Origin of the sequence: Blautia acetica (assembly GCF_038739805.1) — a bacterium.
Classification (GTDB): domain Bacteria; phylum Bacillota; class Clostridia; order Lachnospirales; family Lachnospiraceae; genus Blautia.
On the sequence record NZ_JBBEWO010000005.1, the window covers coordinates 127,433 to 153,168 of the forward strand.

The 25,736-nt window shown below is 46.9% G+C and carries 25 protein-coding genes and 1 other annotated feature; of the genes, 1 reads left to right on the top strand and 24 read right to left on the bottom strand.

Annotated elements, in window-relative coordinates; genetic code table 11:
* Positions 1–39: 39 nt before the first annotated feature.
* The 22 genes from eutL to WBS51_RS05460 form a co-directional block, all read right to left on the bottom strand.
* A complete protein-coding gene (eutL, locus tag WBS51_RS05355) occupies positions 40–690 on the bottom strand; it encodes an ethanolamine utilization microcompartment protein EutL (protein ID WP_173748233.1) in 651 nt (216 codons plus the stop codon).
* A gap of 50 nt (positions 691–740) precedes the next feature.
* The gene (gene eutC / locus WBS51_RS05360; RefSeq protein ID WP_330489604.1) at positions 741–1,637 is read right to left on the bottom strand and encodes an ethanolamine ammonia-lyase subunit EutC; all 897 of its coding nucleotides are present in this window, start codon (positions 1,635–1,637) and stop codon (positions 741–743) included.
* Between the two features lie 13 nt (positions 1,638–1,650).
* Positions 1,651–3,018 carry an ethanolamine ammonia-lyase subunit EutB gene (locus tag WBS51_RS05365; RefSeq protein ID WP_173748230.1) on the bottom strand — a complete coding sequence of 456 codons (1,368 nt, stop codon included), beginning with the start codon at positions 3,016–3,018 and terminating at the stop codon, positions 1,651–1,653.
* Between the two features lie 60 nt (positions 3,019–3,078).
* Positions 3,079–4,506, bottom strand: coding sequence for an ethanolamine ammonia-lyase reactivating factor EutA (gene eutA, locus WBS51_RS05370; protein ID WP_173748228.1), 1,428 nt, complete (start codon positions 4,504–4,506; stop codon positions 3,079–3,081).
* 22 nt (positions 4,507–4,528) lie between these two features.
* Positions 4,529–5,941: a sensor histidine kinase gene (locus tag WBS51_RS05375; protein ID WP_173748226.1), complete on the bottom strand. Its 1,413-nt coding sequence runs from the start codon at positions 5,939–5,941 to the stop codon at positions 4,529–4,531.
* 1 nt (position 5,942) lies between these two features.
* Positions 5,943–6,512, bottom strand: coding sequence for an ANTAR domain-containing response regulator (locus WBS51_RS05380; protein ID WP_173748224.1), 570 nt, complete (start codon positions 6,510–6,512; stop codon positions 5,943–5,945).
* 24 nt (positions 6,513–6,536) lie between these two features.
* The gene (locus WBS51_RS05385; RefSeq protein WP_173748222.1) at positions 6,537–6,992 is read right to left on the bottom strand and encodes a EutP/PduV family microcompartment system protein; all 456 of its coding nucleotides are present in this window, start codon (positions 6,990–6,992) and stop codon (positions 6,537–6,539) included.
* Between the two features lie 25 nt (positions 6,993–7,017).
* Positions 7,018–7,365: an ethanolamine utilization microcompartment protein EutS gene (gene eutS, locus WBS51_RS05390; RefSeq protein ID WP_173748220.1), complete on the bottom strand. Its 348-nt coding sequence runs from the start codon at positions 7,363–7,365 to the stop codon at positions 7,018–7,020.
* Between the two features lie 16 nt (positions 7,366–7,381).
* Positions 7,382–8,518, bottom strand: coding sequence for a 1-propanol dehydrogenase PduQ (locus WBS51_RS05395; RefSeq protein ID WP_226853499.1), 1,137 nt, complete (start codon positions 8,516–8,518; stop codon positions 7,382–7,384).
* 323 nt (positions 8,519–8,841) lie between these two features.
* Entirely contained in the window at positions 8,842–9,198 is a 357-nt protein-coding gene (locus WBS51_RS05400; protein WP_173748218.1) for a SpoVA/SpoVAEb family sporulation membrane protein, read from the bottom strand.
* Positions 9,199–9,210: 12 nt separating this feature from the next.
* Positions 9,211–10,224 carry a stage V sporulation protein AD gene (locus WBS51_RS05405; protein ID WP_294460625.1) on the bottom strand — a complete coding sequence of 338 codons (1,014 nt, stop codon included), beginning with the start codon at positions 10,222–10,224 and terminating at the stop codon, positions 9,211–9,213.
* Complete coding sequence (locus tag WBS51_RS05410; RefSeq protein ID WP_173748214.1) at positions 10,224–10,700, bottom strand: SpoVA/SpoVAEb family sporulation membrane protein; 477 nt, start codon at positions 10,698–10,700, stop codon at positions 10,224–10,226. Before WBS51_RS05410 ends, WBS51_RS05405 begins: the two co-directional genes overlap by 1 nt.
* Before the next feature lie 120 nt (positions 10,701–10,820).
* A complete protein-coding gene (locus WBS51_RS05415; protein ID WP_173748212.1) occupies positions 10,821–11,237 on the bottom strand; it encodes a stage V sporulation protein AB in 417 nt (138 codons plus the stop codon).
* Positions 11,237–11,851: a stage V sporulation protein AA gene (locus tag WBS51_RS05420; protein WP_173748210.1), complete on the bottom strand. Its 615-nt coding sequence runs from the start codon at positions 11,849–11,851 to the stop codon at positions 11,237–11,239. Before WBS51_RS05420 ends, WBS51_RS05415 begins: the two co-directional genes overlap by 1 nt.
* 70 nt (positions 11,852–11,921) lie before the next feature.
* Positions 11,922–12,635: a SigF/SigG family RNA polymerase sporulation sigma factor gene (locus WBS51_RS05425; protein WP_173748208.1), complete on the bottom strand. Its 714-nt coding sequence runs from the start codon at positions 12,633–12,635 to the stop codon at positions 11,922–11,924.
* Positions 12,636–12,643: 8 nt separating this feature from the next.
* On the bottom strand, positions 12,644–13,087 hold the full coding sequence (gene spoIIAB / locus WBS51_RS05430; RefSeq protein WP_173748206.1) for an anti-sigma F factor: 444 nt from the start codon (positions 13,085–13,087) through the stop codon (positions 12,644–12,646).
* Positions 13,088–13,099: 12 nt separating this feature from the next.
* Positions 13,100–13,435, bottom strand: a complete 336-nt coding sequence (locus tag WBS51_RS05435) for an STAS domain-containing protein (RefSeq protein WP_173748204.1) — start codon at positions 13,433–13,435, stop codon at positions 13,100–13,102.
* Positions 13,436–13,559: 124 nt separating this feature from the next.
* Complete coding sequence (locus WBS51_RS05440) at positions 13,560–15,032, bottom strand: tetratricopeptide repeat protein (RefSeq protein WP_294460632.1); 1,473 nt, start codon at positions 15,030–15,032, stop codon at positions 13,560–13,562.
* A 9-nt stretch (positions 15,033–15,041) separates the two neighbouring features.
* Positions 15,042–15,191 carry a hypothetical protein gene (locus WBS51_RS05445; RefSeq protein WP_173748188.1) on the bottom strand — a complete coding sequence of 50 codons (150 nt, stop codon included), beginning with the start codon at positions 15,189–15,191 and terminating at the stop codon, positions 15,042–15,044.
* Positions 15,178–16,485, bottom strand: coding sequence for a bifunctional folylpolyglutamate synthase/dihydrofolate synthase (locus WBS51_RS05450; RefSeq protein ID WP_291682551.1), 1,308 nt, complete (start codon positions 16,483–16,485; stop codon positions 15,178–15,180). Before WBS51_RS05450 ends, WBS51_RS05445 begins: the two co-directional genes overlap by 14 nt.
* Before the next feature lie 148 nt (positions 16,486–16,633).
* Positions 16,634–18,715, bottom strand: a complete 2,082-nt coding sequence (locus WBS51_RS05455; protein ID WP_294542425.1) for an LTA synthase family protein — start codon at positions 18,713–18,715, stop codon at positions 16,634–16,636.
* 17 nt (positions 18,716–18,732) lie between these two features.
* Positions 18,733–21,381, bottom strand: a complete 2,649-nt coding sequence (locus WBS51_RS05460; protein ID WP_294460639.1) for a valine--tRNA ligase — start codon at positions 21,379–21,381, stop codon at positions 18,733–18,735.
* Between the two features lie 88 nt (positions 21,382–21,469).
* Positions 21,470–21,708: a binding site (T-box leader), on the bottom strand.
* A gap of 179 nt (positions 21,709–21,887) precedes the next feature.
* Between WBS51_RS05460 and WBS51_RS05465 the strand changes: the two genes are divergently transcribed.
* On the top strand, positions 21,888–22,946 hold the full coding sequence (locus WBS51_RS05465) for an endonuclease/exonuclease/phosphatase family protein (RefSeq protein WP_173748174.1): 1,059 nt from the start codon (positions 21,888–21,890) through the stop codon (positions 22,944–22,946).
* Positions 22,947–22,979: 33 nt separating this feature from the next.
* Here the strand turns inward: WBS51_RS05465 and WBS51_RS05470 are convergent, their stop codons facing one another.
* Complete coding sequence (locus WBS51_RS05470; RefSeq protein ID WP_291682539.1) at positions 22,980–24,248, bottom strand: M18 family aminopeptidase; 1,269 nt, start codon at positions 24,246–24,248, stop codon at positions 22,980–22,982.
* A gap of 55 nt (positions 24,249–24,303) precedes the next feature.
* A complete protein-coding gene (locus tag WBS51_RS05475; RefSeq protein ID WP_173748170.1) occupies positions 24,304–25,710 on the bottom strand; it encodes an APC family permease in 1,407 nt (468 codons plus the stop codon).
* Positions 25,711–25,736 lie beyond the last annotated feature (26 nt).

Sequence of the window (25,736 nt, forward strand, 5' to 3'; positions counted from 1 at the left end):
AGGGATGCCGCCTGTTCTTTTCTGCGGCTTTCTCCCTGTTTATTCTTTAGGATTCTCAGCCACAAATTCTACCGCCGCTGCAAAAGCGTCACAGGCAGCCTTGCACGCAGACTGGCTTCCTGTAAGCAGTGCGCCGCCGAAGTTCGTTTCTGATGGCGGTGCGTACAGTACGCACATTTTTACATCTGCTGCTTTTAAAGCGGCATCTACGCCGTACATCGCTTCCAGAGGCGGGGCGATAAGATAAGCCAGGGCCTCTCCTTCCTGAATGCCTGCGCCTTCGGAAAGGTAAGAACCGGTTCTGGAAATGCACTGTGCATAGTAAATAATGGAATCATCTTCGTTTGCGGAAATGAAATATGCCTGATTTTCAATCATGTCCACGCAGGCTTCCAGTCCGCTCCTGACTTCTGCAGGGTTGGGACCTGCCAGAATTCCGATGATCTCTCCTGCCAGTTTGGTATTTGCATTTGCAGCGCCTGCATAGAAACTCTTTGCATAAACCACTTTTACATCTGCTTTTTTCGTTGCTTCATCAAGAGCTGTATAGGTAACATCATCACTGTCCGCCGTAATCAGGGCCAGAGATTTCATTCCCGGCTCCAGATTCAGTTCTTTCGCCATATCCGGGCTCACATTGGGGATAATTTTGGATGCAAGGACTGTAGCTCTTACTGGGTCTCGTTTCATGGATTTTCCTCCTCTTACTCTCTGAATTTATTTTCACTTGCCATAAAGTCTTACAGTTTCAAATCCGTTCCGCTGGCTTTGTTATCCAGAATCTTTTTAATGATATCTGCAATATGGGCGCCAGCCTCAGCCGGTATGGTACCTGCTTTGTGAATGTTGGAAACAACGGTTCTTCTGGCCTCCGGCATTCCCACAGTCGCTTTGTATGCAATGTATGCAGACATGGATTCTGCGGTAATCAGACCGGGACGTTCTCCGATTAATACACAGGTCACGTCAGCGCCTGTAATTTCAGAAACCTGGTCCATAGCGCCTACACGGCCGTATTTTACAAAGAAAGGAACTCCTGTGTCGATTCCGTAACTCTTCAAGCCCTGTTCAATGGCAGGAAGCACATCGCCTACATTGGCTGCAACGGCTGCAGAGCTCAATCCGTCCGATACGAAAATCTGTACCGTTGGGTGCATTTTGCATTTTTCTTTCACGGTTTTTACTGCTTCATCGCTCAGTTTTCTTCCCAAATCCGGACGAGTCAGATATACATCTTTGTTCTCACACTGTGTCTTTACGGAAAACAGTCCCATGCTGTCAATAAAACCCTGGTCCACATCAGAGAATACGGCGTCCTGTGCTGCGGAATGTGCGGCCCGGAACTGCAGTACCGGGTCTGTTTTATATCTTGCCCCCGCCTTGCCGATTCCCAGACGGCAGGGCGCATACTGTTTCAAATCGTAATAAGCTTCTTTATTTACCGGGTTCTCTACCAGATACTGTTTGCGGATATCCACTTCTGTCACATCAGGAATGCAGCCCTCTTCGATTTTCGGCTCTTTACAGCAGGACGCACAGCCTGTAACCGCGGTTTCTTTTTCTTCTTTATTGGAATCCAGATTCATTTCCTGCAGAACCTGTGCAATGATTGTTCTTAAATCGTTTTCGTTTACCAAGATATGCTACCTCCTATTTCAAAAATACTGATGCATCTCCTGCCAGCGGTGTCAGTTTGCCGTCTTTGGAGAATCCCATCTTTTCCAGCCACATATCGAATTCGCGGATTGGGCGAAGTCCGAATACTTCTCTTAAACTGGCCGCTTCGTGATAACCGGTACACTGGTACATCAGCATACAGTCATCGCCTTCCGGAACCCCCATAATGTAGTTGCAGCCTGCCGCCACCAGAAGCGTTGCCAGGTTTTCAATATCGTTCTGGTCCGTCTTCATATGGTTGGTATAGCATGCGTCGCAGCCCATAGGAATACCGGTCAGTTTACCCATAAAATGGTCTTCCAGACCTGCGCGGGTAACCTGTTTGGAGTCGTAGAGATATTCCGGTCCGATGAAGCCAACCACCGTATTCACCAGGAACGGATTGTATTTCTTTGCAAATCCATAGCATCTTGCTTCCATGGTTACCTGGTCCCAGCCGTTATGAGCTTCGGAAGAAAGTTCCGAACCCTGTCCTGTCTCGAAATACATAACGTTGGGGCCTGTGCTGGTGGCTTCTCTCATCATCAGATCATGGGCCTCGTCCAGCATAGCTGCGGTCAGACCAAAGGCTTCATTTCCCTTCTGAGAACCTGCGATAGACTGGAACATCAAATCAATGGGCGCATGCATTTTACGAATAGCCTCCATCTGGGTGGTCACATGGGCCAGTACGCAAATCTGGGTAGGAACTTCCCATTTATTTTTAAATTCATCAAAACTCTTTAAAATTCTCGCTACACTTTCCACAGAATCGTCTACGGGATTCAGACCGATAACCGCATCCCCGCAGCCAAGGCTTAAACCTTCCATGACAGAGGCCATAATACCTTTCGGGTCATCTGTGGTATGGTTTGGCTGCAGACGGGAAGAGAAGGTTCCCGGAAGTCCGATGGTGGTGTTGCAGTGTGCGGAAATCCGGATTTTCTTTGCCGCATAAATCAAATCCAGGTTGCTCATCAGTTTGCAGACAGCTGCTACCATTTCACTGGTAAGACCTCTGGAAGCACGCTTAATCATATCGCCTGTGGTTTCTGTATCCAGAAGCCATTCTCTGAACTCTGCCACGGTTTTATTTTTATGTTCTCTGTAAATCGCCTCGTTTACACCGTCCTGAATGATTCTGGTCACTTCATCCTCTTCATAAGGCACGGCAGGATTGTTCCGCAAATCCTCCAGGGTAATGTGGGAAAGCACTACCTTTGCTGCTACACGCTCTTCTGCTGATTCTGCTGCAATACCTGCCAGCTTGTCACCGGATTTCTCTTCATTGGCTTTTGCCATAACTTCCCGAAGAGATTTAAATTCATATACCTTTCCAAATAATTTAGTTTTAAGAATCAACTCATTTCACCTCTACTTTTCTATGGTTCCCTGCTGCTTTGGCTTCTGCCCTTTCCAGCTTCAGGAATTAAAAATCAGCGTCTTTGTCACCACCGGCACCACATGTCCGTCTGCGACAGGCTCGCCGATGTCAATATAGTCACCGCTTTGTGCATGGATTCCGTCAATACAAATCACATCTTTTTTTCTCTCCATCAGGACGTTGAGTGCGTTCCCCAGAACCTTGGCAATGTCGTTTTCAATGACCAGAATCAGAGGATACGGTCCTTTTATCACCCGCTCGGCCCCTTCCATCACCAGGGCTGCCAGTTCCTGAATCTGCCGGAAACTGGTATGATACTTTCCCGAAAAAGCAATGGCCAGCTGTTCCGGTTCTCCTTCTGATTCATACAAAGCCAATCCCTTCTTCACTGCTTCTGCAAAGAGCACCGGATTTTCTTCGTCCTCCTCGGAAATCTTCAGCACCGGAATGTTTTTTATCGGCAGTTTTTCTCTGGCATAACGGATGGTACTGCCGCTGACGTCCGTGGTATGGGTTCCCGCCCCTACTACCGTGGCCCGTATGGTTTCCGCAGCAGGATAAATTTTGATTTTCTCAAAGGCACTGCAGTTTTTCACTGCCCTTGCCAGGAGGATTCCCACGTCTCCATAACGGAACACCTCCTCTTCTTCATGAAGCATACAATCTGCCACACCGCCGGAAAAGGTTACGGCCTGAATCACCGGCTGGCGGGGCAGAGGCTTTCCGTTATTGGTGTATAGCCCTGCATGAAATCCGTCGGGTTCTTCTATGTACAGAGCCATGGCAAGCTGCTGGGCCATGTATTCGCAAACCCGGTACAGCGTTTTTTCACAGGCACGGTCGCCCACCTGAATCTGAATACCATGGCTTTCTGCCAGCTTCTGAATACTGGGGAAAATATAAGAAATCTTTCCGTTTTCCACCTTGATAAGCCGTCCGCCAATATCCAGACAAGCCGTGCCCTTTGGTATGCCTTTATAAAAAAACGCAATGTTGCTGGTACCGCCGCCAATGTCAATGTTGGCTACAACCTCCCGCTTCTCTTCAGAAAGCCGGTCGCTCCCCGCGCCTTTGGCAGAAAGTACGGATTCCAAATCCGGGCCTGCTGTTGCCACTACAAAATCTCCCGCCATATCGCTGAGGGTTTCCAGTACACGGTTGGCATTCTGCTTTCTGGCCGTTTCTCCTGTGATAATCACAGCACCGGTCTGCAAATCCTCCGGCTTTCTGCCTGCCTTTTCATACTCTTTCCGGATAATCTCCTTTACCTTTGCCGCATCAATCTCCGTCTGGGATTTCAGCGGAGTAAAATAAATACCGCTTCGGTAAAAGACCTCTTTGTTTACAATGCTGATTCTGGGTACTGTATAATTGCTTGCCAGGTTTTCTATGGTCAGCCTGCTGAATATCAACTGGGTGGTAGAAGTCCCAATGTCAATTCCCACACTTAGTATTGTTTCCTGCAAAGACTATCCCTCCCTTTTGCATTCACTTGGAAATACTGATAAAGTCTGCTGTCTCGTTGATAAAATCAAAGCTTACCTCGGTTCCCTTTTCGTCAGAGCGGATTTTCAGGCTTCCGTGCAGCTTGTCCTGCACCATGGTACGGACAATGTTCAGTCCCAGACTGCCTGTCCGCACGTTTTCGGGCTCGAAACCGACGCCGTCATCTGTTACGGTAAGTCTGGAGTACACTTTTCCCTTTTCTATACGAACAGATACATTCCCTTGTTTCCTGTCGCGAAAAGCATATTTCATGCAATTCTGAAGCAGTTCGTTGACAGACAGCGCCACGGAAGTCGCTATCTCAGAATCCACTGTCATGTCTTCTCCCGTAATTTCCAGATTCAGTTTTAAATCTGACTTCAAAAAAGGCTGTACCGCATTGCGCCTGACATTTTCCAGGACTTCCATAAGACTGACACAGGCTTCTCCACTCTGGGAAAGAAGCTGATGTGTGGCTGAAATGGATAAAATCCGACTGATACTTTCGTTTAACACCCGCCGGGTTTCCTCATGCTCTTCTCTTCTGGCCTGAAGCCTTAAAAGGGAAGCTATGGTCTGAAGATTGTTCTTTACCCGGTGGTGCAGTTCCTTCACTGCAACGGATTTCAGCACCAGATTCTTCTCCTGCTCACGATTCCAGGTAATATCCCGGATAATCACCGCAAACGGAATCTCCTTTTTCATCAGGGGAATCTGCCTTACCCGCAGATAATAGTTTCCGCAGTGAACCTCCTTCAGTCGTTCCATGCTGTCTTTGGTGCCGCTCCACTCTGTCAGGCAGATATTTTTGTACTTCTGCCCCAGGATGTCGCTGACATAACCCAGATTCTGAAAAAGTTCCCTTGCGTACAGGTTGCGAAAAGACACCCGTCCCTTGTAGTCCACCAGCAGAAGCGCTTCATCTATGCTCTCTGTGAGCCATTCATTCTCGTTAATCATATGGTTCAGCGGTGTCTCAATGGCTTCATAACTCTTTCCTTCCTCCTGGTTCTCCTCATCCTCTGCAATGCGTTTTTCTCTGATGAGTACCCCGATAACCCGGGAATTGTACTTGATGGGTTCCACGGACTGAATGGTGTAGTTATTTTCCTGTGTCCTTGCTTTCATGTACTTTGTGGCAACTCCCAGACGAAAAGTCCGGGCCACAGCCGGTTCGTTTTCCTCTTTTGCAAGCATGCCCACCACGCTGCTGCGGTAAGCAGAGGGAACTTCCTCCGGCTTTGCTTCTGCCACCACAATGGCGTCCTTATCCTTGCAGGGGCAGTCCACAAAAATATCTGCTGCCTCCAGATTAGCCAGAGGCTGAAGGGTTTGGGCCATCATTTCAATTACCTGAATCTCCTCCTCTGAAAGGTCTGTGTATTCCCTGCAAAGCTGCTGTATCAACTTCTGCATCCTATTTTCCTCTGCGTATCAAAATAATCTCTGCAACTTTTTTCATGGAAATATTCTTTTCCCGGCTGATGTTGCGTATGTAGTCATAAGCCTGCTGTTCAGAAAGTCCATTTTTACTCATAATGACTCCTTTTGCCTGCTCCACCAGGGTTCGGCTTTCCAGCCGCCTGGTTACGCTCTGACACTCCTTTTCCAGCCGCTTCATGGTTCTGTTCCTCTCTACCGCAATCTCAAGCCCCGGCAAAAAAGTTCTCTCATCTACCGGCTTTACAAAATAAGCGCTGACATTGGCCTCCTTTGCTTCCTGGACAAATTCCCGGTCACAGTAGGCCGTGAGAAGCACTACGGCTTCTGCCAGTTTCTCCTCTGCAATAATCTTAGAGGCGGTCAGCCCGTCTAAAAGAGGCATCTTCACGTCCATGATAACCAAATCCGGCTGTTCCTTTCTGCACATTTCCACCACATCAAAGCCGTCTGCTGCCTCGCCTGCCACTGTATATCCTTCCTTTTCCAGAATTTCCTTTAAATCCATTCTGATAATCGGCTCATCGTCTGCAATGATTACTCGCATGTCTCCTGTCCTTCCTTGTACCCTTTATTCCCCGCTGTCCGGGGATAAAAACTCCAGTAATTCTTCAAATCCGGTTCCTGCATAGCTGCTGGTAACAAAAATCTTTCCTGCTCCTGCATTTCTCAAATATTTCTTTGCATCTTCTATCTGCTTTTCCCCTGCCAGGTCACTTTTTGTCACAACTCCGATACAGGGTTTCGCAAAGGTGCTGGAATATCCGGGAGGAAACATGGTGCCTTCCTCATCCGCCTGCTGAACCAGAATAATCAAATCCGCATCTGTGGCCGTAACGGTAAGAGCGCCTCTTAAATAAGTTCGTTCCAGATATTCGCCGGGTGTATCAATCATAGTTCCATTGACCACCTGAATGGTCTGGGTTTTATGGTATTTCAAATCCTCATTGTTTATGTACTGGCACAGGGTTGTCTTCCCGGCCATGGACCGTCCGATGAGAATCACCCTTTTTTGTTTCCTATCCATCTTTCTCTCCTGCCTTTTCCTGCTGTCAGGACCTTGTAATCGGTGCAGGCGCAAATCCCATGGCATCACAGAGCACACTCATGACATCGTGCAGTGCGGCTTCCACTCCTGCTACGTCTCCGGTAATAATCAGGGATCCGTTAAAACGGTCTACAAAACCGATTTTTACGTCTGCGGCCTTGCTTGCCACATCTGCTGCGATGATGGCGGCTTCACTGGGGGTAATGGTAAAAATCCCAATGGCGCCTTCTGCATCAATCAGTCCCATTTTCCCATACAGCGCTTCTACAGGGTGGGGAATCACATGGGCCAGCGTCACCTGCTTGCCCGGAACAAATTCCTGTATAATTCTCTCTTTTTTTTCTTCATACATGACTGTCTGCCTCCCCTTAAATCAGCCGTCCCGTATAGGCTCTTAAAAATACGCCCCGAATATCTTCCTTTGAGCATGCTCTTGGATTCGTCTTTGTGCAGGCGTCCTGATAAGCGGCTTCCACCATCTCATCCAGCACTGCGTCAAAGTCCTCCCTGGAAACCCCCGCTGCTTCAATACTGTCAGGAATATGCAGTTGTTTCATATACTGCTTTGTGGTACGAACAACGCTGAAAGCACTCTGGCGGATACTCGGTCCGTCCAGCCTCAGCACTCTGGCAATTCTGGCATAACGCGCCGCCACTGGCGTCAGCTGCTCGTGGCAGCCTGCGTTAAATGCCATCACATAGGGAAGTAAAATACCGTTTGCCCGTCCATGGGGAATATGGAAATGCGCGCCCAGGGTATGGGCCATTCCATGATTCAGTCCCAGTCCCGCGTTGCTGAATGCAAGTCCCGCCAGGCAGGATGCGTGGTGCATCTCCTGTCTTGCCTGCAAATCGTCAGGATTTTTGTAGACCTTCATCAAATTGCTTCTGACCAGCTTCATCGCTTTCTCAGCCGCAGCGTCGGTAAAATCATTGGCCCCTGTGGATACAAAGGCTTCCACGGCGTGTGTCAGTACGTCAATTCCTGTGTCTGCCGTAACGGCCGGCGGAACAGAACGTACCAGTTCAGCGTCCAGAATCGCTGCGTCAGGAAGCAGTTCATCGGATACCAGCGGATATTTCGCTGACTGCTCCGGGTCGCTGATAACCGAGAACCGGCTGACCTCAGAACCGGTGCCGCTTGTGGTAGGAATGGCAACGAAGATTCTCTTCTTGTCCAGACCGCCCTGTACGGACAGCCAGTTCATGGCTTTCGCCGCGTCAATGGGCGAACCGCCTCCCAGTGCAAATAAAACCTGTGGCTGAAATTCCAGCATTTTTCCAATGCCTTTGGTAACCGTAGCAATGTCCGGGTCAGGCTTTACTTCAGAAAATATCTGATATGCAATCTTCCTTGCTTCCAGCGGTTCTGTCAGATAACTGACTTTCCCGCTTTCATGCATAAACCTGTCCGTTACAATAAACGCCCGGCTGACACCCTGCAGAATTTCGTCCAGCCCGTCTTTCCCCATGAAAATCCGGGTCTTTAAAACAAACTCTCCCAATGTAATCCTCCTTTCTGAAACGAAAAAAGTGCCTGGTTTTCCCTTCGCATCCAATCAATACGAAAAACCAAGACACTCCAACGCTCTTAGATTAATCCATTCGCACCTGCTGCGTCGCAGATACTCCTAAATTGCTGTTATTGTAGCACACGAAAGTGCTTCTGTCAACTTTGTTTAGTTTTTTCCTCTTTTTTTTGTTTTAATATACATTTCCACCATATCTTTTTATCCATTTCAGAAAACTAGTTAGCTAACTTACTTTTTTCTCCGTATTTTCATTTTCTTTTCATACAATTTTACTTTTTACGCTTCCCGTCTTTACCTTAATTCTTCATCTTCGGACGGAAGAGAATGCTTGCGACGTATCCGAAAATCAAAGCTGCAGAAATTCCCACTGCACTGGCGGTAAATCCTCCCATGAAAAGTCCCAGAAAACCGTGTTCCAGCACAGCCTTCTTCACCCCTTTAAATAAAGTATTGCCAAAACCCAGCAAAGGAACACTGGCTCCGGCTCCTGCAAAAGAAATCAGCTTGTCGTACAATCCCACACTCCCAAGCACTGCTCCGGCACATACCAGAAGCACCATAATTCTTCCCGGCAGCAGCTTTGTCTTTTCCAGAAGAATCTGTACCAGAGCGCAAATCAGCCCGCCTACCCAGAATGCATTTACATAATCCATCTTCTCTTCTCCTCAACAATGTTCTATCACAACAGCCTGGGCAATGCCCGGCACGCTTTTTCCCTCGTTGTAGCTGACCTTGGAGAGCAACGCTCCCGTAGGAACAAAAAGCACCCGCTTCCATTCCCCCTTTTCCACCTTGGGCAGAATATAGCCGGCCAGAGTAACGGCTGCACAGCCGCAGCCGCTGCCCCCGGCATGGGTATCCTGGGTATCCGCGTCGAAAATTTCTATGCCGCAGTCCATATGCTGTTTCTCAATATCAAATCCTTTTTCTTTCAGCAAGTCAAACAGAATTCTCTGCCCCACCTGTCCCAAATCCCCGGTGATAATCCGGTCGTAATCTTCTGGAAGCCGGTTAAAATCCATGAGATTCTGATAAATGGAATCACAGGCTGCAGGCGCCATACAGGCTCCCATATTCATGGAATCCTTCAGACCAAAGTCCACAATTTTTCCTGTGGTGATTCCCGTAATCCTTGCCTTTCCGCCCTTTGTTCCCAAAATGCAGGCCCCACTTCCCGTCACCGTCCAAGTAGCAGAAAGAGGTCTTTGGCTTCCGTATCCCAGGGGAAAACGGAATTCCTTCTCTGCACTGGCAAAATGACTGGACGTGACTGCTGCCACATATTCTCCATATCCTCCTGCCACAGCCATGGACGCCAGAGAAAGTCCCTCTCCCATAGTTGAGCATGCTCCATACAGACCGTATACCGGAGTATGAAATCCCATAATACCGAAAGAGGAGGCAATGGTCTGCGCCAGTAAATCTCCAGCAAAAATCATCCGCAGCTGCCACTTCTCAATCCCCGCCTTTTCAATCGCCATGGAAACCGCTTCTTTTTGAAGAAAGCTTTCTGCCTCCTCCCAGGATTTGCGGCCAAAAAGTCCGTCCGCTTCTCCTATCCGGTCAAAACACTTCCCCAGAGGACCGTCCCCCTCTTTTTTTCCTACAATAGAGGCTGCGCTTAAAATATGCACGGCCCGTTCAAACTGTATGCTTTGTTTCCCTATCATCTGTTCCATTACACAATCCCCCACATATGCAGAAAGTAATAAATCAGTCCCAGAAAGAATGAGGTTAAAATCCCATAGAGAATCACCGGGCCGGCTATGGTAAAAATTTTACAGCCGATGCCAAAAACCTGTCCTTCCTTCTGGTATTCAATAGCCGGAGCTGCTACGGAATTTGCAAATCCGGTAATGGGCACTAAAGTTCCGGCTCCACCCCATTTTGCCAGCTTGGGATATATGCCGAATCCGGTAAGCAGGACACTGGCCAGTACCAAAAGCAGCGAAGTCCATGCACCGCTTATTTCCTGGTTCATCCCCATGTTTTTGCAGATATTTAAAATCACCTGTCCTGCCACACAAATCAGTCCACCCATGATAAAGGCTCCTGCCATATTCAGAAGCAGGCTGTGGGTAGGTGTTTTTTTCTTTACGTATGCTTCGTATTCCTTGGCTTTTCTCTTTTGCTCTTCACTTTGTGGTGTTGGCATGAGAGGATACCTCCTTTTTGTATTTTGAGAGAGGAACTGTGTCCTTAGAAAACGAACGCTTTCCCACTCTGAGTTAGTGTGTGCGGGTTTTCGATTTTTATTCCAGTTTGTTTTCCCTGGTTATTTCCAGAGAAAAAACTGCAGAAGACTTCCCAAAATCTTTCCCAGGGCTATGGACAGGATAATGAGAGCCGTTCCTTTTTTCAGACCCAGGCGGCGGGACATAATGGCAAAGACATTGACCACTTCGCCCAGCGCAATAATCCAGCTTCCCAAAAAAATGCCAAAGCACAGCGCCATAATTCCCAGAAAAATCTTACCAAAAGGCAGCGAAAACTCATAGACGGATACCAGATTTCCCAAAAAACTGCCCAGCATAAGGCAGGTTTCGTACAAAAGGATGTGATTGGCTGTATGGGTGATTCCTGCAAAACGGGGGATGATACCCAGCTCAATAATAAAAGCGGCGAGCGCGGTAGCTACCACAGCGCCGCCGCAGAAAGCCGCTGCTGCCGCCACAGCTTCACCGGGCCACATCACAGTTTTCCTCCTCTGTTTTTTACCGCTATGAGGGTACGGTTTACATCATCTTCGTATACCCGCATCTGCACCTCCATGGGGGTTGGGTCCTGGGTCAGCTTTCTGTGTCCGAAGTGGTTGAAAAAGAACACTACCCCAATACCGATACCCACGGAATAGCAGAATTCCAAAATGGTATGACCCGTGGAAATTTCCCCGGTAAACTGACGGTAAAGCTGAAAAAACAAACCAGACATATTTACATCTGTATTAAAGGTCATAATGGAAAAAGCGCCTCCAAAGAAGGTCAATACACATACCAGAACTGTTTTCAGCCAGCTTATCCACTTTCTGGGTTGATTTTCCCCTTCATAAGTTACAATAAAATCCGCTTCTCCAATATGAGTCACGTCTACGTTTGGTTCCGCTTTTGCCACTGCGCAGACCAGGTCTGCCGCGGAAATCACATACCGCCCCGGCTTTTCATCGGGAATGGAAAACACTTTGCGGATTTTGTTGCGGTTTAACACTTTAGAATCCCCGCAGGCCAGCTTGGCCACATCCTGCAGATACACCTCCGGCTGATAGACTTCTACATTTTTCTCTGTCTGTATATATAAAATTTCACTCATCTGACAGCCTCCTTGCTTTTGCTTTGGAGATTAGTATGGCTGATTTTCCGTAAAATATGCCTTTTTGTGCCTAGAGATTTGCCCGCAGTCTGTTTAAAATTTTTTTCTCCATGCGGGAAACCTGTACCTGAGACATTCCCATCTGCTGCGCAATGCTGCTCTGGGTTCTGTCCTGAAAGAAGCGCAGGTAAATCAATTCTCGCTCTTTGCGGTCCAAAGTTCCAAGGGCCTGTTCTAAAAACATACGGTTCACCACCATTTCCTGCTGGTTTTCCTCCAAAGGCAGCTTGTCCTCCAGCGAAATTTCATTTCCTTCGCTTTGGTAAATGGTTTTCTGCAGAGATTCCACCTGTCCCTGAGAGTCCATGGCCAGTACCAGCTCCTCTCTGGTGATTCCAAGTTCCCGGGCAATTTCTTCCATCCGGGGCTCTTTCCCCTCCTTGAGGAAAAGTTCTTCCCGGACCGTGTAGGCTTTAGCCGCAGTTTCCTTTAAAGACCGGCTGACTTTTACCATGCCGTCATCTCTTAAAAACCGCTTGATTTCTCCGGTTATCATAGGCACGGCATATGTGGAAAACCGCACATCATAGGAAGTATCAAATTTGTCAATGGCCTTTAAAAGACCGATACATCCAATCTGTATCAAATCCTCCATCTCCACGCCCCGGTTCTGGAACCTTCTGGCAATGCTGTGAACCAGTCCCATATTGTTTTCTGTCAGTATCTCTCTTGCTCTCTTATCTCCCTGGTGCGCGCGCCCGATAAGGGCAAGAATCTCATCCATATAACCTCCTACTCAAAAACCGAATTCTGCCTTCCGATGATTTTTTTCATGGTTACGGATGTGCCCCTGCCCGGACAGGATTCCACCGATACTCGGTCCATAAAGGCCTCCATAAAGGCAAACCCCATACCGGAGCGGTCCTGTTCCGGCTTCGTGGTAAAAAGAGGTTCCATGGCCCTTTTCACATCCTCGATGCCTTTTCCCGTATCCCGGATAATGACTGTCAGTTCTTTATTCTGACAGAAGCACTCAATGCGGATAAGCTCTGTTTCTTTCTCGTATGCATGGACAATACAATTGGTAATGGCCTCAGACACTGCGGTTTTAATATCCGCCACCTCCTCCAAAGTAGGATTCAGTTGAGTGGCAAAGGCCGCCACAGCTATTCTGGCCAGCCCTTCATTGCAGGAACGGCTCTCCACTTCCAGCACCATTTTGTTTTTATGTTCCATTCTTCTCCCCTCCTATCGCATCTTGCGGTTCCATACCGCTTCCTGGCTGATTTCAATGTGTTTATAAATCCCGGAAAGCTGCATAATGCGCCAGATTCTATCGTTGACATGAATGGCGCTTACTGTGCCTCCGCAGCAGCTTAAAAGCCGCTTTCTTCCCATAATCATACCGATTCCCGAACTGTCCATAAAGGTTGTGGCAGAGAAATCAAAGACCAGCTGGCGGACAATCCCCTTTTCCAGCTCCTGATCCAATGTCTCTGTTATCTGCTCTGCAAAATGATGATCCAGTTCTCTGGGCACATAGACAATCAGCCGATTTCCCCGTTTTACCATGTTTTCTTCCATTCTTTCTTCCCCTTTCTGCAATCACTTTCCCTGCTGTGCCAATAGGTCTGTCTTTGTAGTTAAGAAGAAAAGGACGCATACTCTTTCGTATGCGCCCTTTTCTTCAAGGTTTCTCTGTTGTTTTCTATTCTTCGCCGTCCTGAGTTACAGGTTCTCCTGTGCTCTGCCCGGACTTGGCGTCATCATCCCCGGAGTTTCCTGCCGTCTGACCGCCGTTGGCCTGCATATAGTCTGCAGCGTCCTGGGCGGTATCGGTTCCCGGATACTCGTCTATGATTTTCTGATACCATTTGTTGGCATTTTCCGTATCGCCTTTCTTGTCATAAGCCTGAGCCAGGTTAAACATGGTATCGCTATCCTGTTCTCCGATGTTCAAAGCCTTTTCCAGATTGGAAATTGCTGTATCATAATCCCCGGATTCCATAGCAGAAGCCGCTTCATTTTCATAATTAGACTTCACGGTACTGCCGATTTCGCTCATCATACTGTCATACATACTTTTCGCCTCTACGGAAAGCGACTCTGCATTGACACCCTCTATGGCGTTGGCTGCTGTGCTGTAGCTGCCCTCCCGGTAAGCCTGCCATGCTTTTATAAGGTTTTCGTAGCCGGAAGCCTTTGTATTTGCCTGCTCAATCTGGCTTTGCGCTGTGCTGACAGAATCTGTAGAAGCGTCCATCTCTTCCTGCATGCGGTCTAACTCCGCAGACAAAGTTGCCATTTTATCGCTATATTCCACCACCTTTTTGTTGGCTTCCTGATTGATTTTCTGGGTTTTGGCCGGCACCACCAGAAACCACAGGGCTGCGGCTCCTACCAGGAGTCCCAGAACCAGATTTACCAGAGTATTGGTAATCGACTTTTCCCGGTACTCCGGAGGCTGGATAATGGTATCATTTCCCGAACGGTAAACCACACTTCCATCCTGCTTTTCCACTTCCTTTTCCTTCATCTTAAATCTGGAATCCAGATTGGTTGCACGGCCGGTCTGTTCCTCGATTTCTCTTAAAAACCGCAGGGTGGTGGTATTGGTTTTATCAATGCGGGCTGCAGCTTTTAATCGCTTTCTTGCCTTTTCGTACTCCCCTTCCTTCATGTAAATCAACGCCAAAAGGTGGTACCCCTTAATCAGCTTGGGGTTGTTGGAAAGCACTTTTTTCAGCTGTATCTTCGCCATATCGGGATTGTCATCTCTGCAGTATTCCAGACACTGATTATACTTTTTAATACTGGTGTTAATCATATCCAGACGGTTGGCGTTCTTCTGCAGTTTATCAATATACCCGGAAGCAGGATTTCCCTCAGGCATCATATTTTTGCTGATAACCCACTGGCTTAAAGCTGCCACTACTTCCCCTGTTTCAAAATAAACCAGTCCCAGCAGATTTCTGGCCTGAATATTCAGCTTATTCATTTTCAGACTTCGCTTCAGACAGGTAATGGCTCCTGACAAATCCCGAATCTGGGCTTTTTCCAACCCCTGATTATAATACAGACCGGACAGGGCATAGACCTTTTTCAAGGCCTTCACATTGCACCCGCACTTTGGGCAATAGTCCGAAGCCGTCAGTTGTGCATGACATACAATACAATTCATAATCTTCTCCTATTTATCCGAAGTGCTTTCGTTCTCTTTCAGCATTTCTTTCAGAACATCTATGACGTCTGTCAAATCCTGTTGGTAAATGGCCCCTTCTGCGTCGTCCACATCAAGACAGGGCTGGAATTTCTTCAGTTCTTCCTCATAATTTATCATGTATATTCCTCCTTACATAATCCTTAATCTCCCCCGCCAGATACAGTGAACCTGCCACAAACAACAGGCCGTCTCCCTTCTTTTCATAAGCCAGTTCGAAGGCTTTCCCCGGATTTGGCTCTACAAACACCTGACTGCAGCCGTTTAAGCGGAACAGTTCTGCCAGTTCCTTTGCAGACTGCTTTCTGCTGCCCCAGATTTCCGTAGTTACCACATTGGCAAACTGCAGGCCTTTGCAGACTCTCTTTATCATATCGGGAAATTCCTTGTCCGCCACAGTAGAAAATAACAGAGTAATCGGATACTCCTTCTGGAAATAAGACACGGTTTCCACAAATCTGGCGATACCGTCTTCGTTATGTGCGCCGTCTACAATGACGCCCGGAAGAATGGTCTCCATGCGCCCCTGCCATTTTGCGCCGCCAATGCCTTTTATCAGAGTTTCTTTTTCCAGACCATGCTCCTCTCTCAGCACGCCCATGGTTTCCAGTGCCAGTGCCGCATTCATCATCTGGTATCTGGCAATAAATGGAACGAAAAGCTCTGTTTCGCCATAAACCCCGGAAGCAGACAAAAAGCGAATTCCCTCCGGTGTGTAATTCAGCAGCTTCTGCCGGCTTTCCTTCACCTCATACCAGGGACAGCCCAGTTCTTCCGCTCTGGCTTTTATCACCTCTGCCGCCTCTTTCCGGTTGCCGTCAAAAATGACAGGTACTCCTTTTTTCATAATACCCGCTTTCTCTCCTGCAATTTTCTCAATGGTGTCGCCCAGATATTCCACATGGTCCAGACTGATGGATGTAATCACGCAGGCCATGGGAGAAAGCACGGAATTGGTGGCATCCAGCCTTCCGCCCAGTCCGGTTTCCAGAACAATGTAATCCACATCCTCCTGTTTAAACACAATCATTCCCATCAGAAACAGAAATTCAAAATAGGTGGGGTGATAATCCCCCTCCTCTACCAGACGGTCAGCCAGATTCTTTACTTCCGTAAATGCCTCTGTAAATCTCTGGTCTGAAATCATGACTTCATTAATCTGAAACCGTTCATTGATTTTCACCAGATGAGGGGAGGTAAAAAGGCCGCAGCGAAATCCTCCCTGTTCCAGCATGGAGGACAGAAAAGCACAGACGCTTCCCTTTCCGTTGGTTCCCGCTACATGAATAATTTTTCTATCTTTATCAGGACTGCCCAGAAGGTCCAGACATTTCCTGGTGTGCTCTAATTTATTTTTCGTTGTAAATTTCGGTATATTCTCAATATAAGCCACTGCTTCTTCGTATGTAAACAAGATAGTTCCTCCTGTCTTTTGCCTCTAATGCAAAGTACCACTTCACTGTAATGGAGCGCCATACCCTTCGGTACGGTCACTTACCATTATAATGAAGTGGTGACAATATGCAAGCAAATTATGTCGGTTTGCTAAAAAGTTTTTCGCTTTATTCTTCCTTTTCCGTCTGGCTCTCTTCTGTCACTTCCGTCTCCGGCTCTTCGGTGCGGATGGGTTCCAGGACAGCCTGGTTACTGCCCTCTGCGGGCTCATGATAAATATATTTCTCTGTTCTCGTGAGAACTCTGTGGGTGGAACTGTTGCTTCGGATGGCAATATCCACCGTATCGTTTTCCTTCAGTTCTGTATCCAGAAGCAGCAGCGTATTCTCATCTACAAAGTTGGCTGCCACCAGTTCGCCGTTGACCTCCAAAAAGGCCGACTGGGTCAGGTTTTTACCCTTGATATAATACTGTCCGTCGGAAATTTTCTCTATGCTGTCAAGCTGTGCATCTTCCACACCCAGATGCATTTTCACCCGTTCAAAAGGATTTTTGCCTCCGTAGACATACTTCTCTCCATACAGAATGTCATACTGCAGCATTTCCAAATCCACCTGATAATTCTTAGTATTTCTTCTGGCTTGATGGAAGCGGAATACATTGCCCTCGTGAATGCCTACCCGGTCCATGACCTCTGCGGCCATCTGATAAGCGGCCAGGTTTTTATCTTGCTTCTCCAGCCCCATGTTATCCCAGATAACATACTCGGTCTGGAAAAGGTATTTATTCTTCACATCCGTAACGGTCAGTCCCATGGTGGGCAGATGGTCGCCGTACATAACCAGCACCACATCTTCGTCCAGCTTGGACAGTTCATCGGTCAGTTCTTTTATAAACTGGTCCATTTCATAAATCTGGTTGCAGTAATACTCCCATTTATAATTTTCTGCCTGACTGCTGGCGCCGCTGACCGTAATCTTGGGATTTTCCAACACAGGTTCTTCCGGATAATCCCCATGTCCCTGCACAGAAATGGTATACACGTAATCCGGCCCTTCTGTAGACTCCATGGCCTGCAGGATATACTTGGTCAGGTTATGGTCTCTCACCCAGTCATTGGGATTCGTATCGTCCTGTTCTGACATATACTCCTCAGACGTAAAACTGTCAAAGCCAAGATTGGCAAATACATTTTTTCTTCCGTAGAAGTTCGCCTCATTATTATGAATGGCATGGGTTCCATATCCCAGACTTTTCAGCACGTACGCTGCGCTCTCACAGGTGGTTTCCTTCAAAATACTCTTGTAGGGATATTCTCCTGGTCCGAAATAGCGCATACTCATGCCGGTAATGGATTCAAACTCCGTATTTGCCGTACCGGCTCCTACGGAAGGAACCTTAAAATACCCCGAAGAATATTCCTGCATAAGTTTGCGGAAATTAGGAATAGGATCTTCGGAAATATTCAGATACTCCACCAGTTCCGGGTCAAAAAAGGATTCCAACTGCAAAAACAGAATATTGGGTCTTTTCTCTCCCGTTTCCGGCAGACTTTCCTCGCTTTTCACAATGTTTTCCACAGCTTCTTCTGAATAATCTCTTGGAAGCCCAATCCCTGTATTGAAAACTGTAGTAGCCAGACAGTACGGATATCCATAATCTTCATAAGCAAAGGCGATATTTCCGAAATAATTCGATAACACCCTTTTTTCCAGCGCCAGCTTCGTAGTACCTGCAAAAGCAGCAATTCCCACGGCAATCAGAGGAATATTCAGCTTATAACGCATTTTCCCCTGATATCTGGGTCCTTTGAAAAACAGGATAATGAGCCCGATAACTGCCAGCACTGCCACAATGACCACTACCACGAAAAAGAAAGGGGACAGATATCTGTCCGCAATCTGAAACGCATCGGTAATCAAATGCAAATCCGGCCCCGTAAACGGAGTTACACGGTTGCTCAACAGTACACCGTTAATAATCCCCAGCCCCATCCAGAAGATAAAAAGAATGGTTCTCCAGAATACTCTTCTTCTGAACAGGTACACAATCAGCGTTGTTGTAAAAATTAAAAAGGCATTATAAAGGAACACCAGAGGGCGTTCCTTCATAAAATCCACGGCTTTCCAGAGGGAATGTCTGGAAATTGCCTCGATAAAGAAGTATCCGATGCAGACGGCCAGCATCTGCAGCGGAACGGAAAACATATTAAGATACTTAATACTTAATATCTTTCTGATTTCTTTCATAGCGTTCTTCTCCTTAATCAGGGCTGAAGCTGTGCAAGTCTTAACTTCACCTGTTCCATCATATTGGTATAACGCTCTAATTTCTCGCGTTCTTCGGCTACCTTGCTTTCCGGTGCCTTACTGATGAAACGTTCATTCTTCAGCATACCATTTACGCGCGCAAGCTCTTTTTCCAGTTTTTCCTCTTCTTTTTTCAGTCTTTCGATTTCCTTCTCAATATCCACCAGTTCGGCAAAAGGCATGTAAATCACAGCTTCTGAGGTCACTGCGGACACCGCGTCGTCTGCAATGCCTGTCTTGTCTGCCTGTACCAGCACTTCGCTGGCATAACCAAGAGAGGCAAAGAAAACTTTTCCGTTTTCAAATACTTCTCTTACCCCTTCGTTTTCAGACACTACATAAACTTTTGCTTTCTTGCTTGGCGGTACATTCATGCCTGTGCGGACATTACGGATACTTCTTACCGCCTCTTTCATCATTTCCACAGCTTCTTCGTCTGCTGTGAAATTCCATGCTTCTGTAAATTCCGGCCAGGAAGAAATCATAATGGAATCTTCTTCCGGACACAAAGTGCAGAAAATTTCCTCTGTGATAAACGGCATGTATGGGTGCAGCAGTTTTAATGCATTGGCCAGAACCGTCTTCAAAGTCCACAGAGCCGCGGCTTTTGTGGTGTCTTCTTCGCTGTAAAGACGGGGTTTCACCATTTCAATATACCAGTCACAGAATTCCTCCCAGATGAAGTCGTAAACCTTCTGTACGGCAATACCCAGTTCGTATTTGTCCAGATTCTCTGTCACATCTTTGGCCAGTGTATTGACTTTGGAGAGAATCCACTTGTCTGCGCCGGTCAGTACAGATAAATCAATGTCTGCCGGAACCTCTGCTTTTTCCAGGTTCATCATAATAAATCTGGAGGCATTCCATACCTTATTGGCAAAGTTTCTGCTGGCTTCGACCCTCTCCCAGTAGAAACGCATGTCATTTCCAGGCGCATTTCCTGTCATCAGAGTCAGACGCAGGGCGTCGGCGCCGTATTTGTCGATGACTTCCAGCGGGTCAATGCCGTTTCCAAGGGATTTGCTCATCTTGCGTCCCTGGGAATCTCTTACCAGACCATGAATCAGCACATGATGGAACGGTGTCTTTCCTGTCTGTTCCAGACCGGAGAATACCATACGGATAACCCAGAAGAAAATAATATCATATCCGGTTACCAGTACGTCTGTCGGATAGAAGTAATCCAGTTCCTCTGTGTTTTCCGGCCAGCCAAGGGTAGAGAAGGGCCACAGTGCAGAGGAGAACCAGGTATCCAGGGTATCCTCGTCCTGATGCAGGTGGGTGCAGCCGCATTTTGGGCATTTTTCCGGCATTTCTCCTGCCACAACAGTCTCCCCGCATTCCTCGCAGTAGTAGGCCGGGATTCTGTGTCCCCACCAGAGCTGACGGGAAATACACCAGTCTCTGATATTTTCCAGCCAGTGCATATAAATCTTGTCAAAACGCTCCGGCACAAATTTCAGATTACCGTCCTGTAAAGTCTGAATAGCCGCTTCGCCCATTTCCTTCATGCGGACAAACCACTGCGGTTTAATCATAGGTTCTACCGTAGTCTTACAGCGGTCATGGGTTCCTACGCTATGGGAATGAGGAACTACTTTCACCAGAAGTCCCAGCTCCTTTAAGTCCTCTACCATGGCCTTTCTGGCTTCGTAGCGGTCCATACCTGCGTATTTGCCGCCCAGTTCATTGATGGTAGCGTCATCGTTCATGATATTGATTTCCGGAAGGTTGTGTCTCTTTCCTACCTCAAAGTCATTGGGGTCATGGGCCGGAGTAATCTTCACACAGCCGGTTCCGAATTCTTTGTCTACATATTCGTCTGCCACAACCGGAATTTCTCTCTCTGTCAGCGGCAGCTTCAGCATTTTGCCTACCAGGTCTTTGTAACGCTCGTCTTCCGGATTTACCGCGACTGCAGTATCTCCTAAAAGGGTTTCCGGACGTGTGGTTGCGATTTCTACGAATTTTCCTTCTTCGCCCACTACCGGATAATTGATGTGCCAGAAAAATCCGTCCTGGTCCTCATGCTCTACCTCTGCGTCAGAAATAGAGGTCTGACATACCGGACACCAGTTGATGATTCTGGAGCCTTTGTAAATATAGCCTTTTTCGTACAGTTTGATGAAAACTTCCTGCACCGCTTTGGAACAGCCCTCGTCCATGGTAAAACGCTCTCTGTCCCAGTCTGCGGAAGCACCCAGTTTCTTCAGCTGGTTGATAATTTTTCCGCCGTACTCTTCTTTCCATTCCCAGGCATGTTTTAAAAATTCTTCTCTTCCGATTTCGTTCTTGTCAATGCCCTGCTCTTTCAGCTTCTCGATTACCTTTACCTCAGTGGCAATAGCTGCATGGTCGGTTCCCGGCTGCCAGAGGGCTTCGTATCCCTGCATTCTCTTAAAACGGATGAGAATATCCTGCATGGTTTCATCCAGGGCATGTCCCATGTGCAGCTGTCCCGTAACGTTTGGCGGGGGCATAACAATGGTAAATGGTTTTTTGTCTCTGTTTACCTGGGCATGGAAGTATTTGTTGTCCAGCCATTTCTGGTAAATACGGTCTTCCAGCCCTTTCGGGTCATAAGTTTTTGCAAGTTCTTTGCTCATAGTTCCTCCTCTTTGCGGTTATTGGAGACTGCTTTGGAATTTTCTGCAAACAAAAAGCCCCTCCATAACCATCTTTCAAAAAATAGTTACAAAGGGCGACTGTCATCGCGGTACCACCTTTATTTATCACTCTGAAGTCCCTTAACGCAGACGACGCGTGGAAACCTACCAAACCCTTTTCTCTACTTTTTTCTGTATCAAGCCGATTCTTCAGTTCCCCGGTTCAAAAGCTACCTTCCGTCTCTTCCCTCCCAGACAATCTTTCAGCCGGTGAATTGTCCTCTCTGCCGGTTTCCAAGACGTACTCCTCTTTCTCATCACCTTTTTCTGAAAAATATCATAAGCACAAAGCCCGTCTTTGTCAAGACGGGAAATTCTAAAATCTTTCTAATCTTCCTGCTTTCTTCTTACTTTCCATGTTCAATTTCTGTGCATTGTGTTACAATGAGCGGAGAAAAATAAAATCTATATAAAGTGCTTTTACTTTATATTCAGGAGGTAACCATATGAGCAAAACAAAAAAAATCCTGAAAGCCGTGGGGATTCTGCTTTTATTTGCAGTAATTCTGCTGATTATCGGCATTGTCTGGCTGACCATTCGGGAATACCGTCCAAAAGCCGTGGAAACGCTGACTCCCCCTTCCGGCGTCCGTACGATTTCCAATGAAGATACCTTCCGCGTGATGACCTTTAACACAGGGTACGCAGGACTGGATAAAACCGAAGATTTCTTCATGGACGGCGGTCATGAAGTACAGCCGGACAGTCAGGAACAGGTAGAGGACAACTTAAAGGGCATTGGGGAAATTCTCTCTGCCAATCCTGCAGATGCCTATTTTCTGCAGGAAGTAGACACCGATTCCAAACGCTCTTATCATCTGAATGAAGAAACGTATTACGAAAATATCCTGGACATGGACGGTGTGCTGGCTTACAACTTTAAATGCGATTTTGTTCCCTATCCCCTGCCACCTATCGGAAAGGTAAACAGCGGAATTTTAACGCTTACGGATTTACATACTTCTTCCGCTTCCAGAATCTCTCTGCCGGAATCCTTCTCCTGGCCGGTGAAAACCTGCAATCTGAAACGGTGTATGCTGGAGACCCGTATTCCTTTAAAGGGTACCGAGGCTGAACTGGTTCTGATTAATTTCCACCTGGAAGCCTATGACAGTGGGGAGGGCAAAGCAGCCCAGAGCAAAATGCTGGCAGAAAAACTGGCTCAGGAATACGCTGCGGGAAATTATGTCATTGCAGGAGGCGACTTTAACCAGACGTTTGAAGGCATGGATACCTATCCCATACACAACAGCGAAAGCTGGGTTCCCGGCACTATCGGTCAGGACGACCTTCCGGAACATTTTTCTTTTGCCACCGATGACAGCTATCCTACCTGCCGCCTGTTAAACGCCCCCTATACCGGCTCTTACGAAACTTCTCAGGTGTATGTTCTGGACGGCTTTATTGTGTCTGATAATTTAAACGTTTCTGATGTTTCTGTTGTCAATACGGATTTCGCCTACACAGACCATCAGCCTGTTATGCTGGAAGTGGAGTTCCAATAGGAACTCCACTTCTTTTCGTCTCTCTTTAATTTTTTATGCAAATAATTTCTCTGCCACCTGAATCAGATATTCCGTGTCTTTCACCCCTACTGTTTCATAAGGAGAGTGCATAGCAAGCTGCGGCAAGCCAATATCTACTGCATTCAATGCCACTTTCGTGTTAGAAATATTTCCCAGTGTGGAACCGCCCAAAATATCAGAACGGTTGGTAAAGGTCTGACAGGGAACTTCCGCCTGCTGGCACAAATCCTTAAACATGGCTGCTGAAACGCCGTCTGTGCAGTATTTCTGGTTTGCGCTGTATTTGATAACAATACCTTCGTTTAAGTACGGGCGGTTTACCGGGTCCGCCTTTTCTGTATAATTTGGATGAACTGCATGGGCATTGTCCGCAGATACCATAAAGCTGCCTGCCAGATATCTGAGGTAATCCTCATAATCCCCTCCCAGAGCCCGGTTAACGCGCACCAGCACATCATACAGGAAGGTAGACGCTGCCCCCTGCTTCGTACCGCTTCCTACTTCCTCATTGTCCAGTACACAGTGTACCCCCATATATTCCTGCTTCTCTCCTGCCAGGAATCCCTTTAAGGAAGAAAAGGCACACTGCAAATCATCCAGTCGTCCTATGGAAACATATTCCTCATTTGCTCCCCAGATACTTCCCTTTTCTCTGTTATACAGGAACAAATCATGTCCCAGAATATCCTCTGCTTTTACACCCGCTGCTTCGGCTACCGTCTTCATAAACGTATCCTTTGCCGCAATATCACCGAAAAGAGGCAGTAAATCCTTCTGTGCATTGTACTTGTATCCATCATTCACTTCCCGGTTCATATGAATCGCCAGGTTTGGAATCATGAGTAAATCTCTGTCTACGTCTACCAGTCTTGTCACCAGTTTTCCGTTTTCTTTCACAATAATACGTCCTGCCACAGACAACGGTCTGTCAAACCATGGGGCGCAAATCATACCGCCATACCGCTCCACATTCAGCTTTACATACTTGTTGTCCACAGTCATTTCCGGATTTTCTTTCATTTTAAAGCTGGGAGAATCGCTGTGACTTGCCATAATGCGGAAGCCTTTCATCTCTCCTTCGGGTACAGCCAGGGCAATGAGCGAAGAGTCATTTCTGGTAACAAAATATTTTCCACCCTTTTGTACTGTCCATTTATCCGTTTCCTTTAATTCCACATAGCCTGCCTTTTCCAGTTCTTCCTTCATGACCGCTACTGCATGAAAGCAGGTCGGGCTTTTCTCAATAAACTGAATCAATTCTTTTGCTGTTTCTTTATACATCTTTCTACCTCCTGAAACACAGCAGGGGACTGCTGCCGCAATCCCCCTGTAATTTTTATTTATTTGTACGTTTTGCAATAACCGGCATAATAAAGCCCAGTCCGATAAGTACGAACGGTGTTACAATATTCAGTACCAGCTGGAAGGTATCTTCGGAATAGATACCCAGAATACATGCGATTGCTGTAAAGGCAAAGCACCATACACCAAAGACAATACCGACTGTCTTATTCTTTACAAAGCGGTATTCTGCATGGAATTTGTCTCCCGCTTTCTTCAGAGCAATGTATGCGGCAAATACCCACAGATAACGCAGAGGCATACATACAGAGTTTACTTTTACCAGCCATTTTACCAGTACGTCTACGCTTTCAATACCAAAAGCCGGAACGACAATGAGAATGGATACAATCACGGTAACCATTTTGTGTCCGTTTGTATAAGTACCGTATTTATTCTGTTTGAACAGAGCCTTTGGAATATATCTTTCATCTGCGCTGTCCAGAAGCATACGAAGAGGCGCATCAATAGACAGAATCAAAACTGCAAACTGTCCGATTAAGTTTGTAATGGCATATACCACTACAAAGAAATCGCCTACATGATAATATTCGCCCAGAGTCTGGAATGCATAATAAGCACCGTTTGTCATCAGGTCTTCCGGAATGTTGTTGGAATCGAACATCATGCCCAGGGCAATGGTTCCCAGAACAGCACACACAGTAACCATAATGGCCAGGGTAATCATACCTTTTGAGAAATCCTTAGAAGGATTTTTCATCTTGTTTACATAAGGTGAAATCTTCTCACATCCGCCTACGGCAAATACCAGAATAGACAGGTTTAAGAAGAACTTGCTGTCAAAGGTCGGCATAAAGGTTTTGATGGACCAGTCAATATTTCTGACATCTGCCCCTGTAATAGCCGGTGCTGCAATCATCATCACGATAAACAGCAGAGACATAACAAACATGGTAGAACCTGCTAAAGAAGTAAGTTTCTTCAGTACTCCGATACCTCTTGATGCTACCCATACTGCAAACAGGAACAATACCAGACAGATAACAGCCAGAACTCTGACGTTCATCTGGCTGACTCTGGCATCTCTGAAAATAGCCCAGCTTGCCGCAATAACAGAACCATTCGGCTTCTGTGAAATATAAGGCATATGCACAATCCAGTAAGTCCATCCTGCCAGATAAGCCATTCTCGGTCCGATTGTTTCCAGAATCCATGAGCTGACACCGCCGCCGGCATCTTTAAATGCGCTTCCCATTTCGCCTACCATTAACGCATATGGTACAAAATACACCGCAAAAATAAGTGCCCATGAAACGATTGCTTTTAAGCCGCCGTATTCAGAAAACCCATTTATGACATTTCCGAATCCCCACACAGTGGAAAAGGCCATAAAAGCAAGACTGTACCACATAATCTTCTTTTCACTTTCGTGGTTACTCATCACTTTTTCTCCTTAACTATGATTTT

Excerpts from the sequence above, each read along its gene's own strand:
- WBS51_RS05460 (WP_294460639.1), bottom strand. The coding sequence starts at position 21,381 with ATGAGCAAAGAACTTGCAAAAACTTATGACCCGAAAGGGCTGGAAGAC.
- WBS51_RS05425 (WP_173748208.1), bottom strand. The coding sequence starts at position 12,635 with ATGGATGAGATTCTTGCCCTTATCGGGCGCGCGCACCAGGGAGATAAG.
- spoIIAB (WP_173748206.1), bottom strand. The coding sequence starts at position 13,087 with ATGGAACATAAAAACAAAATGGTGCTGGAAGTGGAGAGCCGTTCCTGC.
- WBS51_RS05400 (WP_173748218.1), bottom strand. The coding sequence starts at position 9,198 with ATGGATTATGTAAATGCATTCTGGGTAGGCGGGCTGATTTGCGCTCTG.
- WBS51_RS05445 (WP_173748188.1), bottom strand. The coding sequence starts at position 15,191 with ATGATAAATTATGAGGAAGAACTGAAGAAATTCCAGCCCTGTCTTGAT.
- eutS (WP_173748220.1), bottom strand. The coding sequence starts at position 7,365 with ATGTATGAAGAAAAAAAAGAGAGAATTATACAGGAATTTGTTCCGGGC.
- WBS51_RS05410 (WP_173748214.1), bottom strand. The coding sequence starts at position 10,700 with ATGCCAACACCACAAAGTGAAGAGCAAAAGAGAAAAGCCAAGGAATAC.
- WBS51_RS05455 (WP_294542425.1), bottom strand. The coding sequence starts at position 18,715 with ATGAAAGAAATCAGAAAGATATTAAGTATTAAGTATCTTAATATGTTT.
- WBS51_RS05420 (WP_173748210.1), bottom strand. The coding sequence starts at position 11,851 with ATGAGTGAAATTTTATATATACAGACAGAGAAAAATGTAGAAGTCTAT.
- WBS51_RS05440 (WP_294460632.1), bottom strand. The coding sequence starts at position 15,032 with ATGAATTGTATTGTATGTCATGCACAACTGACGGCTTCGGACTATTGC.
- WBS51_RS05375 (WP_173748226.1), bottom strand. The coding sequence starts at position 5,941 with ATGCAGAAGTTGATACAGCAGCTTTGCAGGGAATACACAGACCTTTCA.
- WBS51_RS05470 (WP_291682539.1), bottom strand. The coding sequence starts at position 24,248 with ATGTATAAAGAAACAGCAAAAGAATTGATTCAGTTTATTGAGAAAAGC.
- WBS51_RS05415 (WP_173748212.1), bottom strand. The coding sequence starts at position 11,237 with ATGTGGCCCGGTGAAGCTGTGGCGGCAGCAGCGGCTTTCTGCGGCGGC.
- eutL (WP_173748233.1), bottom strand. The coding sequence starts at position 690 with ATGAAACGAGACCCAGTAAGAGCTACAGTCCTTGCATCCAAAATTATC.
- WBS51_RS05385 (WP_173748222.1), bottom strand. The coding sequence starts at position 6,992 with ATGGATAGGAAACAAAAAAGGGTGATTCTCATCGGACGGTCCATGGCC.
- WBS51_RS05475 (WP_173748170.1), bottom strand. The coding sequence starts at position 25,710 with ATGAGTAACCACGAAAGTGAAAAGAAGATTATGTGGTACAGTCTTGCT.
- WBS51_RS05380 (WP_173748224.1), bottom strand. The coding sequence starts at position 6,512 with ATGCGAGTAATCATTGCAGACGATGAGCCGATTATCAGAATGGATTTA.
- WBS51_RS05405 (WP_294460625.1), bottom strand. The coding sequence starts at position 10,224 with ATGGAACAGATGATAGGGAAACAAAGCATACAGTTTGAACGGGCCGTG.
- WBS51_RS05435 (WP_173748204.1), bottom strand. The coding sequence starts at position 13,435 with ATGGAAGAAAACATGGTAAAACGGGGAAATCGGCTGATTGTCTATGTG.
- WBS51_RS05465 (WP_173748174.1), top strand. The coding sequence starts at position 21,888 with ATGAGCAAAACAAAAAAAATCCTGAAAGCCGTGGGGATTCTGCTTTTA.